Here is a 13821-nt window from a genome sequence, read left to right on the forward strand (position 1 = left end):
CCGCCCTCGACTTCCTGACCAAGGATTGTTCGGGAGTGCGCTTTTAACAGGCGGGCCGTGTCCCGCAACGGTAAATGCCGCCATGTCGATCTTGCAGGCCATCAGAACCTTTTTCTTTTACCTGCTGCTGGGCACCAGTTCGTTTCTCTGGTGCACCCTGAGCTTTTTTATTGCACCGTTCCTGCCCTTCAAGGCGCGCTATCGCTTCATCAACGTTTATTGGTGCCGCTGCGCGTTGTGGCTGAGCAAGGTATTCCTGAACATCCGCTTCGAGATCAAGGGCGCTGAAAACGTTCCGGAACAGCCCTGTGTGATTCTCTCGAACCACCAGAGCACCTGGGAGACGTTCTTCCTTTCGGCCTACTTCTCGCCGCTGAGCCAGGTGCTCAAGCGCGAGCTGCTGTATGTGCCATTTTTCGGCTGGGCCATGGCCATGCTCCGGCCGATCGCCATCGACCGCGATAACCCCAAGGCGGCGCTCAAGCATGTCGCCAAGAAGGGTGACGAGCTGCTCAAGGATGGCGTGTGGGTACTGATCTTCCCGGAAGGTACGCGGGTGCCCTACGGCACGGTGGGCAAGTTCTCACGGGGCGGTACCGCGCTGGCGGTCAACGCCAACTTGCCGGTGCTGCCGATTGCGCATAATGCCGGCAAGTTCTGGCCCAAGACCGGCTGGGCCAAACGCCCAGGCACCATCACCGTAGTGATCGGCGAACCAATGTACGCAGAAGGTGAAGGGCCGCGTGCCATTGCCGCGCTGAATGACCGCGCCGCAGCGTGGAATGAAGCGCAGCAGCGGGCCATGGGCTCCCTGCCTCCAGAACCTGCTGTGGTGGAGACGCCAGCGGTTTGAGCATCTGTGGATAACCTGTGTACGCTTTGTTGGCGAATCAGCTTTTTTGCTTCATAAGAAGCTGATTTAATTACATATTTCTAGAGCTCATAAAATCTCGAAAAACGTGCATAAGTTTTTTCTTCATTAAAAAACCGGTCCTTGTGACCGGTTTTTTATGCACAGCAGAAAAGTAGGTTTTTTAGTCGTCCAACTGCGGTATTAACAGGATGAACGTCGAACCTTTACCCAGCTCACTTTCACAAACGATGCGCCCGCCATGCCGTTCAACCACGGCTTTAACCATAGTCAGCCCAAGCCCAAGACCGTCACTGCCCTGGGCGGAATCGAAGCGCCGGTATTGGCTGAACAACTCCGGCAAATCCTTGGCTGCAATGCCCGGCCCCTGGTCGCTGATACGGCATTCCAACCAACCTTGCGCGCTGGCATGCCTCAGCCTGACGGTGGTACCGGAAGAAGAGTATTTGATCGCGTTTTCCAGCACATTGAACAATGCCCGGGTGAGCAATGACTGATCGGCGTAAACCATGGCCTCGTCGGCCTCATCCAGATCGTGGACCAGGTGGATGCCCTTGAGTTGCGCAATCACTGCCACTTGATCAAAGGCGTCCATCACCAACATGGCGAACAGGGTCGGTTGGAACTGGTAGCCGTCTGCCTCGGCCTTGGCCAACTGCACAAAAGATTCGGTAAGGCTTAAGGCCCGTCGAACCTGCTGTTCGATTTGAGCAAAGACTGGCGACTCACTGTTATGCACATCCAGCAAAGCAAGGATCGCCGAGTGCGGTGCACGCAGGTCGTGGGAAAGGAAACGCAACATGGTCTCACGGTGCTGCTGGGCTTCGCGCTCCTTGCTCAGGTCAGTCAGGCTCAACAGCCAGCCGAGGGCAAAATCACCTTCGGCCGGAAGCAAAGGTGCAAGCTCCATGCGCAAACTGCGTTGGTGGATGTCGCGGAACTCGACCAGCTCCAGTGCCGACAGGGCAGGGCGTACGCCGTTGTGCAGCGGGGGATAACCCAAATCGGCGAGTTGTTCGACGAGGTTTTCGCTGACCAGATCATTGCCGAATACTTCACGGGCCACGCGATTGGCCAACAGAATACTGCCCTGGGGGTCGGTAATCAGCGTCGCGACGGGCAGACACTCCAATCCATCGGCCATAAAGCGCCGTGTATCCCGCGTGCGGCTCACTGCTTGCTCAAGGGCAAAGATCCGCCCTTGCAGTACGTCACCTTTACTGGCGGGTGCACGACGACGCTCAGGCAGCACCTTGGGCTCGTTATCCAGGCGGGCCAGTTCCCAGCCGAAGTAGGCAAGGATCACGCTCAAGCGTCGCCAGTTCCAGATCAGATAGCTTAGCAACAGACCAATCATGCACGCCGCGGGAGACCACCAGTGGCCCAGGCGCAACAGCGCCCATGACCCCACCAACGCCGTGACCATGCCCGCCAATGTCATCCACAGGGCGTAGCGTGGGCGATATAACAGAAGGCCCAGCAGCAACGTTACCAATGACGTTGCCAACAGCGCTGCCAGCCAACCGGGCAGGTCGACAATGCTGCGATCCTGCAGTAAGCCGTTAAGCACATCCGCCTGGATCTCCACACCCGCTGTCGTGCCAACGGTGGAGGAGAGTGGTGTAACGAAACGATCAGCCATTCCATAGGCGATAGCGCCTATTAGAATCAGCCGGCCACGCAGCAACTCGGGAGGCACCTCACCGCGTAGTAGGCTGACGTAGGACACGCTGGGAAAGTGGTCAGCTGTGGAGGTGAAAGGTACACGAATCTCATGTTCCTGGTGCCACCGTTCGCTGCTGGGCGCTTGCGTCAGCCCAGGCATGATCGGCGCCTGCCCATTCAATGTGAATGCCAGCCATGCCAATTGCGGGAGCGTCCTGCCGGGAGGGCCTTCACGCAGATACATGCTGCGTACGACACCGTCTTTGTCTGCTTCGACGTTGATATGCCCGACGCCTTTGGCGCACTTGAGCAGTGGTGACAACGGCTCTTCTGGGGAGCTAGGGCTCACACTGCTGTCACCGATGACAGGCAGCAACACATTGCCGGCCTTGCATACGGCATCGGCCAATCGCTGGTCATCGGCACCACTGCCGGGCTCACTGAAGATTACATCAAACAAAATGCCTGCTGGCTGGGCGCTGCTCAGGCGTTCAATCAGGTCGGCATGCACGCTGCGCGGCCAGGGCCATGGGCCGAGTAATTCCAGGCTGGGGGCATCAATGGTCACCAGCAAAATTCGTGGATCTACCGGCAAAGGTGTCAGCCGGCGCAAGCTATCGTAGAGCGGGTTATTGAGGGCCAGTCCTGAGCTCAAGGATAAGTAAACAGTAAAGGGCAGCAATACCAAGCCGATCAGCAGCCATTCGCGCACCAAACCATGAAACAGAAGCTGTGCCTGGGTAGGTTGGCGTTTCTCGGCCTTGCTCCATAGTTTCACAGGACTAGTTCCCTCTCCAGATGGTTACGATGAAGCGCATGCGATGTTCTGAAACCAGTGAAGCTTATTTCGGTCTCATTGGAGGACTTTGTGCAGGACAGCGTAATAATCCATACCGCACATAAGAGTATGGGCATCACGTACCGGCGAGGCTATTGGCAGCGAACCTTTTCCTTATAGACGGGAGTCGGTATCTTTCCCTGAGGAAGAAAGGCTCTTGAAGTTGATATCAGCGTATCGAGAGAACCAGGGATCTTAGAATCCGTCCATAATTATTCAGATTCAGAGACCGGCCTTTGCGCAGCATGTGCCTCCCATTGAAGCTGTCGTATTTTTTGTAGGAAGGACCCACCCATGCGAGTCGCAATACTGGATGACGAACCCGCCGAATTGCGACGGGTGGAACAGACACTGCGACAAATTCCCAGCCCTGCGGAGCAGCCATGGTCCCTGCATTTCTTCGAACGCGGTGAAGACCTGCTGCGCCAATTGCGTCGGGAAACCTTTGACCTACTGATACTTGACTGGCAACTGCCGGATATCTCGGGCATTGCATTATTGCGCTGGACCCGCGAGCACATGGAATCGCCCCCTGCCGTGATCATGCTCACCAGTCGCGATGCCGAGAGCGATATCGTCACAGCGTTGAACAGCGGGGCGGATGATTACGTCAGCAAGCCCTTTCGACCCAACGAACTCAAAGCCCGAGTCAGCGCTGTTTTGCGTCGCCACGGCCTGCAGAAGTCGGCTACCCAGGAAGTGCAGAGCTTCAATGATCTGACCTTCGACGACGCTGAACTGACCGTCACCCGCGCAGGCAAACCCATCAACCTGACGGAGCGGGAATACCGTCTGGCCAGTTGCCTGTTCGCCAACTTGGCCCGACCGCTGTCTCGCGAGTATCTGTATGAGCGGTTCTGGAGCCACGAGGAAATGGTTTCGTCACGACCTTTGGATACGCACATCTACCGTCTGCGCAACAAACTTGGGCTGACGGCGGACCGTGGTTGGCAACTGTTGACGATCTATGGGTACGGGTATCGGTTAGAGAGCGTGGCGACTGCCACAGAGAGTTAAAACCATTGATGTTCCACGTGGAGCATTTTAAAAGGCTCAATCAGCAGCCAATAAAAAAGGCCAACGCTAGCGTTGGCCTTTTTGTTTTAGCAGTGAGCCTGTTCAGAAGTCCAGGTTAGACACGGCCAAGGCATTGCTCTCGATGAAGTCACGACGAGGCTCGACCGCATCACCCATCAGGGTGTTGAAGATCTGGTCTGCGCCAATGGCGTCTTCGATGGTCACGCGCAGCATGCGACGCTGTGCCGGGTCCATGGTGGTTTCCCACAACTGATCCGGGTTCATCTCGCCCAGACCTTTGTATCGCTGGATGGTATGGCGCTTGGTGCTTTCGGCCATCAACCAGTCCAAAGCTTCCTTGAACTCCTTGACTGCTTTCTTACGCTCGCCACGCTGAATGTATGCACCGTCGTCCAGCAGGGTGCTCAGTTGCGCGCCGAGGGTGACTACAGTCTTGTAGTCGTTGCTGCCGAAGAAGTCGCGGTTGAAGGTGACATAGTTCGACAGGCCGTGGGAGATCAGTTCGACCTCTGGCAGCCATACGTTACGTTCACGGTCTTCACGCAGGCTGGCTTTGTATACCAGGCCGGACTTCTCGACGGTACGCAGACGCACTTCGTATTGGGCCAGCCAATCCTGCATGTGTGCGTGGTCACCCAACTGCTCCAGGCTCACCGATGGCAAGTAGATGAAGTGCTCGGTCAGCTCCTGAGGGTACAGGCGTGACAAACGCTTGAGCGTCTTCATCACCATACGGAAGTCGTTAACCAGGCGCTCCAGCGCCTCACCGGAGATACCCGGGGCTTCGTCGTTCAAGTGCAGGCTCGCATCTTCCAGGGCCGACTGCGTCATGTACTCTTCCATGGCGTCGTCGTCTTTGATGTATTGCTCTTGCTTGCCTTTTTTCACTTTGTACAACGGCGGCTGGGCGATGTAAATGTAGCCACGCTCGATCAGCTCAGGCAACTGACGGAAGAAGAAGGTCAGCAGCAGGGTACGGATGTGCGAACCGTCGACGTCAGCATCGGTCATGATGATGATGTTGTGGTAGCGCAGCTTGTCGATGTTGTACTCATCACGGCCAATACCGCAGCCCAATGCCGTGATCAAGGTGCCGACTTCCTGGGACGAAATCATCTTGTCGAAGCGAGCCTTCTCGACGTTAAGGATCTTACCCTTCAACGGCAGGATGGCCTGGGTGCGACGGTTACGACCCTGCTTGGCGGAACCGCCAGCAGAGTCACCTTCCACCAGGTACAGTTCGGAGAGGGCAGGGTCCTTCTCCTGGCAGTCAGCCAGTTTGCCCGGCAGGCCAGCGATATCCAGCGCGCCTTTACGGCGGGTCATCTCACGGGCTTTACGCGCGGCTTCACGAGCGCGGGCAGCATCGATCATCTTGCCGACAACCAGCTTGGCTTCGTTCGGGTTTTCCAACAGGAAGTCGGAGAAGTACTTGCCCATTTCCTGCTCAACCGCAGTCTTCACTTCGGAAGACACCAGCTTGTCTTTGGTCTGGGAGCTGAACTTCGGATCCGGAACCTTGACCGAGATAATCGCAGTCAGACCTTCACGAGCATCATCACCGGTGGTGGCGACTTTATGCTTCTTCGCCAGGCCTTCCGCCTCGATGTAGGTGTTCAGGTTACGCGTCAGCGCAGAACGGAAACCCACCAGGTGAGTACCGCCATCGCGCTGTGGAATGTTGTTGGTGAAGCACAACAGGTTCTCGTTGAAGCTGTCGTTCCACTGCAGGGCGATTTCCACGCCGATGCCGTCTTCACGCTGGATGTTGAAGTGGAACACCTGGTTGACCGCAGTCTTGTTGGTGTTCAGGTATTCAACGAACGCACGCAGGCCGCCTTCGTACTTGAACAGTTCTTCCTTGCCGCTGCGCTCATCCCTGAGGACGATGCCGACACCGGAGTTGAGGAAGGACAGTTCGCGAATCCGCTTGGCCAGGATATCCCAGCTGAAGTGGATGTTCTTGAAGGTTTCAGCCGAGGGCTTGAAGTGGATCTGGGTACCGGTGGTTTCACTGTCGCCAACAATTTTCATCGGCTCCTGTGGCACACCATGGACGTAGGTCTGCTCCCAGATCTTGCCGCTGCGGCGAACGGTAAGAATCAACTCTTCGGACAGTGCGTTCACTACCGACACACCCACACCGTGCAAACCACCGGATACTTTATAGGAGTTGTCGTCGAACTTACCGCCGGCGTGGAGCACGGTCATGATGACCTCTGCCGCCGAAACGCCTTCTTCTTTGTGTACGTCTACCGGGATGCCACGACCGTTGTCACGCACGGTAATGGACTCATCCGGGTGGATGATAATGCTGATGTCGTCGCAGTGACCGGCCAGAGCTTCGTCGATGGAGTTATCGACCACCTCAAACACCATGTGGTGCAGACCGCTACCATCATCGGTGTCGCCAATGTACATACCGGGACGTTTGCGTACGGCATCCAAACCTTTCAGCACTTTAATGCTGGTCGAGTCGTACGTGTTTTCTTCGCTCATGCCTTCACTCCCGATGGTCGTGGGTCTGGGTGATACGGCCTTGTTCCACGTGGAACAAAGCGACTGGCGTTTCCGTCTGCCAGCCTTCCCTCAATAATTCGTGGTCTACACAGGTGATAAACACCTGGCAGCGTAAGTCTTCCAACAAGCGGCATAGCGAACGGCGGTGCTGCTCGTCGAGCTCCGACGGCAAGTCATCCACCAGATAAATACACTGACCGCGTCGGGCCTGGCTAACCAGATGCCCTTGTGCGATACGCAGCGCACACACCACCAACTTCTGCTGGCCACGGGACAAGATATCCGCAGCATTATGTGCGCCTAATCTAAGGCGCAAGTCAGCGCGTTGGGGTCCGGCCTGGGTGTGTCCGATTTGCTGATCCCGCTGCAGAGACGTCGCAAGCACTGCACTCAGCTCACGATCTTTGTCCCAACCCCGGTAGTAACTCAGCGTCAGTCCCTCGAGATCCAACAACTCGCTCAAGGTCTGCTCAAAGACTGGTTTCAAGGCTTTGATATAGGCACGGCGGTATTCATCTATTTCGTCGCTGGCCAGGCACAGTTCCCGGTCCCAGACTGCTTGCGAAGCGGCATCAAGTGTACCATGCCGCAGCCATGAGTTCCGCTGCCGCAGGGCCTTCTGCAGGCGCTGCCAAGTGGCCATGAAGCGTGGTTCCACGTGGAACACGCCCCAATCAAGGAATTGCCGGCGAATTTTAGGCGCGCCTTCCAACAATCGGAAACTGTCGGGGTTGATCAACTGCAACGGCAAAATTTCAGCCAGTTGCGCTGCACTACGAGCGTTTTGCCCGTCAATTCGGATTTGAAACTCACCGCCGCGATCACGGGATATGCCCAGGCTGCTATGACCGCCCTCCGCCAGTTCAACTTGGCCAAACACGGTGCAGGCCAATTGCTCGTATTGAATCACTGGTAACAGGCGGGCACTGCGGAAAGAACGGGCAAGCCCCAGCAAGTGGATGGCTTCCAGCACGCTGGTTTTGCCACTGCCGTTGGCGCCATGGAGGATATTGATGCGGGGGGAAGGGGAGAAGGTCACCGGGTGCAGATTGCGCACCGCGGTGACCGAGACGCGACTGAGGGACATCTAGCTTCTGCTGAGCATGATTACAGGCGCATCGGCATGACAACATACGCCGAGTCGTCGTTGTCAGATTCTTGCACCAGGGCGCTGCTGTTGGAATCCGACAGGATCAGGCGAACCTGTTCGGTCGTCATGACACCCAGCACGTCCAACAAGTAGCTCACGTTGAAGCCGATCTCTAGCGAACCGCCGTTGTAGTCGACGCCCACTTCTTCTTCCGCCTCTTCCTGTTCCGGGTTGTTGGCCTGGATTTTCAGTTGGCCGTTGGCCAGTTGCAGGCGAATGCCACGGTACTTTTCGTTCGACAGAATCGCAGTACGGCTGAACGCTTCACGCAGGGCCTGACGATCACCAATCACCAGCTTGTCGCCACCTTTAGGCAACACGCGCTCGTAATCCGGGAACTTGCCGTCAACCAGTTTGGAGGTGAAGGTGAACTCACCCGTGGTTGCGCGGATGTGGTGCTGACCTAGAACAATACTGACGTTGCCATCCGGTTCGGTGAGCAGACGCGCCAGCTCGAGGATACCTTTGCGCGGCACAATCACCTGATGACGATCCGGCTGACCAATATCGGCACGCATCGAGCACATCGCCAGGCGGTGGCCGTCAGTGGCCACGGCACGGATGATGCCTTCCGACACTTCCAGTAGCATGCCGTTGAGGTAGTAGCGTACGTCCTGCTGGGCCATGGCGAAGCTGGTACGCTCGATCAAGCGACGCAGTTTGCTTTGCTCCAGGCTGCAGGTCAGCGAACCCGGCCCTTCTTCCACGGTAGGGAAATCATTGGCCGGTAAAGTGGACAACGTGAACCGGCTGCGACCGGCCTTAACCACCAACTTCGCCTCATCAACCTTGATGTCGATCAGCGCGTCGTTCGGAAGGCTCTTGCAGATGTCCATCAGCTTGCGCGCTGGCACAGTGATCTCGCCTGGTTCGGCGGGCTCTTCGAGTTGGACGCGACCAACCAGTTCGACTTCCAGGTCGGTACCCGTCAGAGACAATTGCTGGCCTTCGACTACCAGCAATACGTTAGAGAGCACCGGCAAGGTCTGTCGGCGCTCGACGACGCCTGCGACCAGTTGCAGGGGTTTCAACAGGGCTTCGCGTTGAATGGTGAAATGCATGGTCTAGTCCCTTGCCTTAATAAGCTGCGCTGGTGTCATCAAGTTGTCAGTGTACGCAGCAGGTTCTTGTAGTCCTCGCGAATATCCGCGTCGGATTCCTTAAGTTCGTTGATCTTGCGGCATGCGTGCAAGACCGTGGTGTGGTCGCGCCCGCCAAACACATCACCGATTTCCGGCAAGCTGTGGTTGGTCAACTCCTTGGAGAGGGCCATGGCCACCTGACGGGGACGCGCGACCGAGCGCGAACGGCGCTTGGACAGCAGGTCGGAAATCTTGATCTTGTAGTACTCGGCCACGGTGCGCTGGATGTTATCCACACTTACCAGTTTGTCCTGCAGAGCCAACAAGTCTTTGAGGGATTCGCGAATCAGCTCGATGGTGATATCGCGGCCCATGAAGTGCGAGTGAGCGATGACCCGCTTGAGTGCGCCTTCCAGCTCGCGCACGTTGGAGCGAATGCGTTGGGCGATGAAGAACGCCGCGTCATGGGGCAGGTCGACTTTCGCCTGGTCGGCCTTTTTCATCAGGATCGCGACCCGGGTTTCCAGTTCCGGCGGTTCTACCGCCACGGTCAAGCCCCAGCCAAAGCGCGATTTCAAGCGTTCTTCCAGGCCTTCGATTTCCTTCGGGTAACGGTCACTGGTCAAGATGACCTGCTGGCCGCCTTCGAGCAGGGCGTTAAAGGTGTGGAAGAACTCCTCCTGGGAACGTTCCTTGCGAGCGAAGAATTGAATGTCATCGATCAGCAAAGCGTCAACGGAGCGGTAGAAACGCTTGAATTCGTTGATTGCATTGAGCTGCAGGGCCTTGACCATGTCAGCCACGAAGCGCTCCGAGTGCAGGTACACAACCTTGGCATTCGGATTCTTCTTTAATAGATGGTTACCCACAGCGTGCATCAAGTGCGTCTTACCCAAGCCAACGCCACCATAAAGGAAGAGTGGGTTGTAACCATGCTTGGGATTATCGGCAACTTGCCAGGCAGCCGCTCGAGCCAACTGGTTTGACTTACCTTCGACGAAGTTTTCAAAGGTAAAGGTGCGGTTCAGGTAGCTGGTGTGCTTGAGCGCACCCTCAACCTGCACGGTGCGCTGTTCAGCGCGGATCGGTGCTTGCTGGGAGCTGGCGCCCGCCATCGGGTCGAAGCTGTCACGGGACGGCTCTTCATTCGCTGGCGCATTTTTTTGCGCAGAGGATTTGGACTGCATCGCGGTAGGAGCGGCGGAAGCGGCAACCGGTGCCGCTGCGGCCTGGGCTTGCGATGCTGCAGCTGCCAAAGGCGCATTCGGCGCAGCACGCGGTGCCGAGCTACGTTTGCTGCCTATTAATAAGGAGAGCACGGGCGCGAGGCCATTACCGTGTTCGTCGAGCAATTCGAGAACGCGGCTCAGATACTTCTCGTTGACCCAGTCGAGAACAAAACGATTGGGTGCGTAGACACGCAACTCGTCGCCTTCGGCTTCGACCTGTAGCGGACGGATCCAGGTGTTGAATTGCTGGGCAGGCAGCTCATCGCGCAAAAGCTCCACGCACTGCTGCCAAAGTTCCACTGACACGGATATCCCCTAAGTTGAAAGCCGGTGAGGCAAAAACAGCCGCCATTGTAGCGGCCAGCCGCCCACTTATCCACATGTAGGTTGCTCACAGGGCAGCCAAAATCAATGCCTTAACCGCGAAAAAGGCGACCAGTGGTCTGTGCATAAGCTCTGTGGATAAGCGCCCTTAAGCTCGTTGCACAAGTGGGGTCGAAAGTCTGTGGGTAACTGGCCTGTGGATAACAACCCATTCCACACACAGCTTATCCGATAGCGCAGCACAGGCAGAGCACCGCTTCTCCCCCGTGTTGTCATTCTCTGTACATCATGTAGAACAAGGGCTAGAGGTAGTTATCCACAGATGATCGCGCCCCTAGCTTTTATAAGCTTTACAGAAAAGCTTTAAATAACTTCCTTCTTTATTTTTATATCTATGGGTTCGCTGATGAAAGCTGGATGACTGGTAGGACCAGATAACCGCTTGGAGATCTAATTAAAGGAAAAGCTGGTTGGAAATTGACCTAGAGGCTTGCTTTCTCTAGAATCGCCGGTCTCTTAAAACGGGGGCCATTCCGGCCCGTTGTGGACGAACCAGGTAACAACGCCATGAAACGTACTTTCCAACCAAGCACCATCAAACGCGCCCGTACTCACGGCTTCCGTGCTCGCATGGCTACCAAGAACGGCCGTGCTGTCCTGTCGCGTCGCCGCGCCAAAGGTCGTGCGCGTCTGGCAGTTTGATAATCCGGTACTGGTGGTGAGTCAGGACTTCAGTCGGGAAAAGCGTCTGCTAACCCCCCGGCATTTCAAGGCAGTCTTTGACTCCCCCACCGGCAAGGTTCCGGGGAAAAATCTCCTGCTCCTTGCGCGTAACAACGATCTTGATCACCCCCGTCTCGGGTTGGTGATCGGCAAGAAGAGCGTAAAGCTCTCCGTTGAGCGCAATCGCCTCAAGCGTCTGATGCGCGAATCGTTTCGCCTCCACCAGGACACTCTGGTTGGTTGGGATATTGTTATCGTCGCGCGCAAAGGCTTGGGTGATGTAGAAAACCCCGAATTGATTCAGCATTTCGGCAAGCTCTGGAAACGTTTGGCGCGTACCCACAAGCCAGCACCAGCAGTCAGCACCGAAACTGTAGGGGTAGACAGCCTTGATGCGTAAACTGGCAATCGTTCCGATCCAGTTTTATCGCTATGCCATTAGTCCCCTGATGGCAAACCACTGTCGTTTCTACCCCAGTTGTTCCTGCTACGCGTTAGAGGCCATAGAAAATCATGGTCTTCTGCGCGGTGGCTGGCTGACCTTTCGTCGTTTAGGTCGCTGTCATCCGTGGAATCCCGGTGGTTATGACCCGGTTCCACCTATCCCTACCTCCCGTTCTTCTTCGATGGCCGAGTAATCATGGATATTAAACGCACGATCCTGATCGTCGCCCTGGCAATCGTGTCCTACGTCATGGTTCTTAAGTGGAACCAGGACTACGGCCAGGCTGCCCTGCCGACTCAGAATGTTGCTACCAATCAGGCCGCGCCGGCTATTCCGGACGCCCCGCTGGGTAATAATGCGTCCGCGAATGCCGATGTTCCCAGCGCGAATGGCGAAACCAGCGCCCCTGTAGAAACGCCAGTGGTCACCAATAAAGACCTCATCCACGTGAAAACGGATGTGCTCGACCTGGCTATCGACCCGCAAGGTGGTGATATCGCGCAGTTGAAACTGCCGCTGTATCCACGTCGCCAAGACCATCCGGATGTTCCGTTCCAACTGTTCGATAACGGTGGCGAGCGTGTTTATCTGGCGCAAAGTGGCCTGACCGGCACCAATGGTCCGGATGCTCGTGCTACCGGTCGTCCGGTTTATTCGACCGAACAGAAGACTTATCAACTGGCTGACGGCCAGAACCAGTTGAACGTCGACCTGAAATTCAGCCTCGACGGCATCAACTACATCAAGCGTTTCAGCTTTACCCGTGGTTTGTACGACTTGAAGGTCACTTATCTGATCGACAACGAAAGCGACAAACCCTGGAGTGGCAACCTGTTTGCCCAGCTCAAGCGTGATGGCAGCTCCGATCCTTCTTCCAGCACCGCCACCGGCACCGCGACTTACCTGGGCGCCGCCCTGTGGACAAGTGGTGAGCCGTACAAAAAAGTGTCGATGAAAGATATCGACAAGGGTTCGCTGAAAGAAACCGTTCAAGGTGGCTGGGTTGCCTGGTTGCAACACTACTTCGTGACCGCTTGGATCCCGAACAAGGGTGAAGCCAACCTGGTTCAGACCCGTAAAGACAGCCAAGGCAACTACATCATTGGTTTTACCGGCCCGGCGTTGAGCGTCGCTCCAGGTGCCAAGGCTGAAACCAGCGCCACTCTGTACGCCGGCCCGAAAAGCCAGGCCGTACTGAAAGAGTTGTCCCCAGGTCTGGAGCTGACTGTGGACTACGGTATTCTGTGGTTCATTGCCCAGCCAATCTTCTGGTTGCTGCAACATATCCACAGCATCGTCGGTAACTGGGGCTGGTCGATTATCTTCCTGACCATGCTGATCAAAGGGATTTTCTTCCCACTGTCGGCAGCCAGCTACAAGTCGATGGCCCGTATGCGTGCCGTGGCACCTAAACTGGCCGCGCTGAAAGAACAACATGGTGACGATCGGCAGAAAATGTCGCAGGCCATGATGGAGCTGTACAAGAAAGAGAAGATCAACCCGCTGGGTGGATGCTTGCCGATTCTGGTGCAGATGCCGGTGTTCCTGTCCCTTTACTGGGTACTCCTGGAAAGCGTGGAAATGCGCCAGGCGCCGTTCATGCTGTGGATAACTGACCTGTCGATCAAAGACCCGTTCTTTATCCTGCCGATCATCATGGGCGCTACCATGTTTATCCAGCAGCGTCTGAACCCAACACCGCCGGATCCGATGCAGGCCAAGGTAATGAAAATGATGCCAATCATCTTCACCTTCTTCTTCCTGTGGTTCCCTGCTGGCTTGGTACTGTACTGGGTGGTCAACAACGTGTTGTCGATCTCTCAACAGTGGTACATCACACGTAAAATAGAAGCGGCTACCAAAAAAGCCGAGGCGTAATTTACTCTGTGGATAACCACTCAAGACGCCCCCTAGTGGGGCGTTTTGCTTTCCGTCA

Annotated in this window: 11 protein-coding genes; 6 read left to right on the forward strand and 5 right to left on the reverse strand. The window is 56.1% G+C overall.

The genetic code is table 11. The annotated features are described in order from the left end of the window. Positions 1-82 precede the first annotated feature (82 nt). Positions 83-853: a lysophospholipid acyltransferase family protein gene (locus JFT66_RS27240; protein WP_198860495.1), complete on the forward strand. Its 771-nt coding sequence runs from the start codon at positions 83-85 to the stop codon at positions 851-853. Positions 854-1034: 181 nt separating this feature from the next. Here the strand turns inward: JFT66_RS27240 and JFT66_RS27245 are convergent, their stop codons facing one another. Continuing rightward, on the reverse strand, positions 1035-3314 hold the full coding sequence (locus JFT66_RS27245) for a CHASE2 domain-containing protein (RefSeq protein WP_198860496.1): 2280 nt from the start codon (positions 3312-3314) through the stop codon (positions 1035-1037). A gap of 354 nt (positions 3315-3668) precedes the next feature. On the opposite strand from JFT66_RS27245, the gene JFT66_RS27250 reads away from it, so the two are divergent. Further along, positions 3669-4391, forward strand: coding sequence for a response regulator transcription factor (locus tag JFT66_RS27250; RefSeq protein ID WP_034116590.1), 723 nt, complete (start codon positions 3669-3671; stop codon positions 4389-4391). Between the two features lie 102 nt (positions 4392-4493). Here JFT66_RS27250 and gyrB read toward each other — a convergent pair whose 3' ends face one another. Genes gyrB through dnaA form a run of 4 tightly spaced genes read right to left on the reverse strand, consistent with a single transcriptional unit; the run spans position 4494 to position 10699 of the window. Beyond that, positions 4494-6911 carry a DNA topoisomerase (ATP-hydrolyzing) subunit B gene (gene gyrB / locus JFT66_RS27255; RefSeq protein ID WP_034116589.1) on the reverse strand — a complete coding sequence of 806 codons (2418 nt, stop codon included), beginning with the start codon at positions 6909-6911 and terminating at the stop codon, positions 4494-4496. Between the two features lie 4 nt (positions 6912-6915). Continuing rightward, positions 6916-8019 (reverse strand): DNA replication/repair protein RecF, encoded by a 1104-nt coding sequence (gene recF, locus JFT66_RS27260; RefSeq protein WP_198860497.1) that lies wholly within the window; start codon positions 8017-8019, stop codon positions 6916-6918. 20 nt (positions 8020-8039) lie between these two features. Continuing rightward, entirely contained in the window at positions 8040-9143 is a 1104-nt protein-coding gene (gene dnaN / locus JFT66_RS27265) for a DNA polymerase III subunit beta (RefSeq protein WP_034116587.1), read from the reverse strand. Positions 9144-9181: 38 nt separating this feature from the next. Further along, positions 9182-10699, reverse strand: coding sequence for a chromosomal replication initiator protein DnaA (gene dnaA, locus JFT66_RS27270; RefSeq protein ID WP_198860498.1), 1518 nt, complete (start codon positions 10697-10699; stop codon positions 9182-9184). A gap of 585 nt (positions 10700-11284) precedes the next feature. On the opposite strand from dnaA, the gene rpmH reads away from it, so the two are divergent. The 4 genes from rpmH to yidC are packed head-to-tail and all read left to right on the forward strand — an operon-like array spanning position 11285 to position 13763. Beyond that, a complete protein-coding gene (gene rpmH, locus JFT66_RS27275) occupies positions 11285-11419 on the forward strand; it encodes a 50S ribosomal protein L34 (RefSeq protein WP_003213577.1) in 135 nt (44 codons plus the stop codon). 13 nt (positions 11420-11432) lie between these two features. Then, positions 11433-11840: a ribonuclease P protein component gene (gene rnpA, locus JFT66_RS27280; protein ID WP_020302575.1), complete on the forward strand. Its 408-nt coding sequence runs from the start codon at positions 11433-11435 to the stop codon at positions 11838-11840. Continuing rightward, on the forward strand, positions 11833-12078 hold the full coding sequence (gene yidD, locus JFT66_RS27285; protein ID WP_080752880.1) for a membrane protein insertion efficiency factor YidD: 246 nt from the start codon (positions 11833-11835) through the stop codon (positions 12076-12078). The genes rnpA and yidD overlap by 8 nt, the downstream gene beginning before the upstream one ends. Before the next feature lie 2 nt (positions 12079-12080). Continuing rightward, on the forward strand, positions 12081-13763 hold the full coding sequence (gene yidC / locus JFT66_RS27290; protein WP_034116585.1) for a membrane protein insertase YidC: 1683 nt from the start codon (positions 12081-12083) through the stop codon (positions 13761-13763). Positions 13764-13821 lie beyond the last annotated feature (58 nt).

The sequence above is a fragment of the Pseudomonas sp. MF6755 genome, from assembly GCF_016405635.1.
GTDB classification, from domain to species: domain Bacteria; phylum Pseudomonadota; class Gammaproteobacteria; order Pseudomonadales; family Pseudomonadaceae; genus Aquipseudomonas; species Aquipseudomonas haemolytica.

What these genes read in the sequence shown, in the direction of transcription:
- JFT66_RS27240 (WP_198860495.1), top strand. Translation starts at nt 83, where the DNA reads ATGTCGATCTTGCAGGCCATCAGAACCTTTTTCTTTTACCTGCTGCTG.
- JFT66_RS27250 (WP_034116590.1), top strand. Translation starts at nt 3,669, where the DNA reads ATGCGAGTCGCAATACTGGATGACGAACCCGCCGAATTGCGACGGGTG.
- gyrB (WP_034116589.1), bottom strand. Translation starts at nt 6,911, where the DNA reads ATGAGCGAAGAAAACACGTACGACTCGACCAGCATTAAAGTGCTGAAA.
- recF (WP_198860497.1), bottom strand. Translation starts at nt 8,019, where the DNA reads ATGTCCCTCAGTCGCGTCTCGGTCACCGCGGTGCGCAATCTGCACCCG.
- dnaN (WP_034116587.1), bottom strand. Translation starts at nt 9,143, where the DNA reads ATGCATTTCACCATTCAACGCGAAGCCCTGTTGAAACCCCTGCAACTG.
- rpmH (WP_003213577.1), top strand. Translation starts at nt 11,285, where the DNA reads ATGAAACGTACTTTCCAACCAAGCACCATCAAACGCGCCCGTACTCAC.
- yidD (WP_080752880.1), top strand. Translation starts at nt 11,833, where the DNA reads ATGCGTAAACTGGCAATCGTTCCGATCCAGTTTTATCGCTATGCCATT.
- yidC (WP_034116585.1), top strand. Translation starts at nt 12,081, where the DNA reads ATGGATATTAAACGCACGATCCTGATCGTCGCCCTGGCAATCGTGTCC.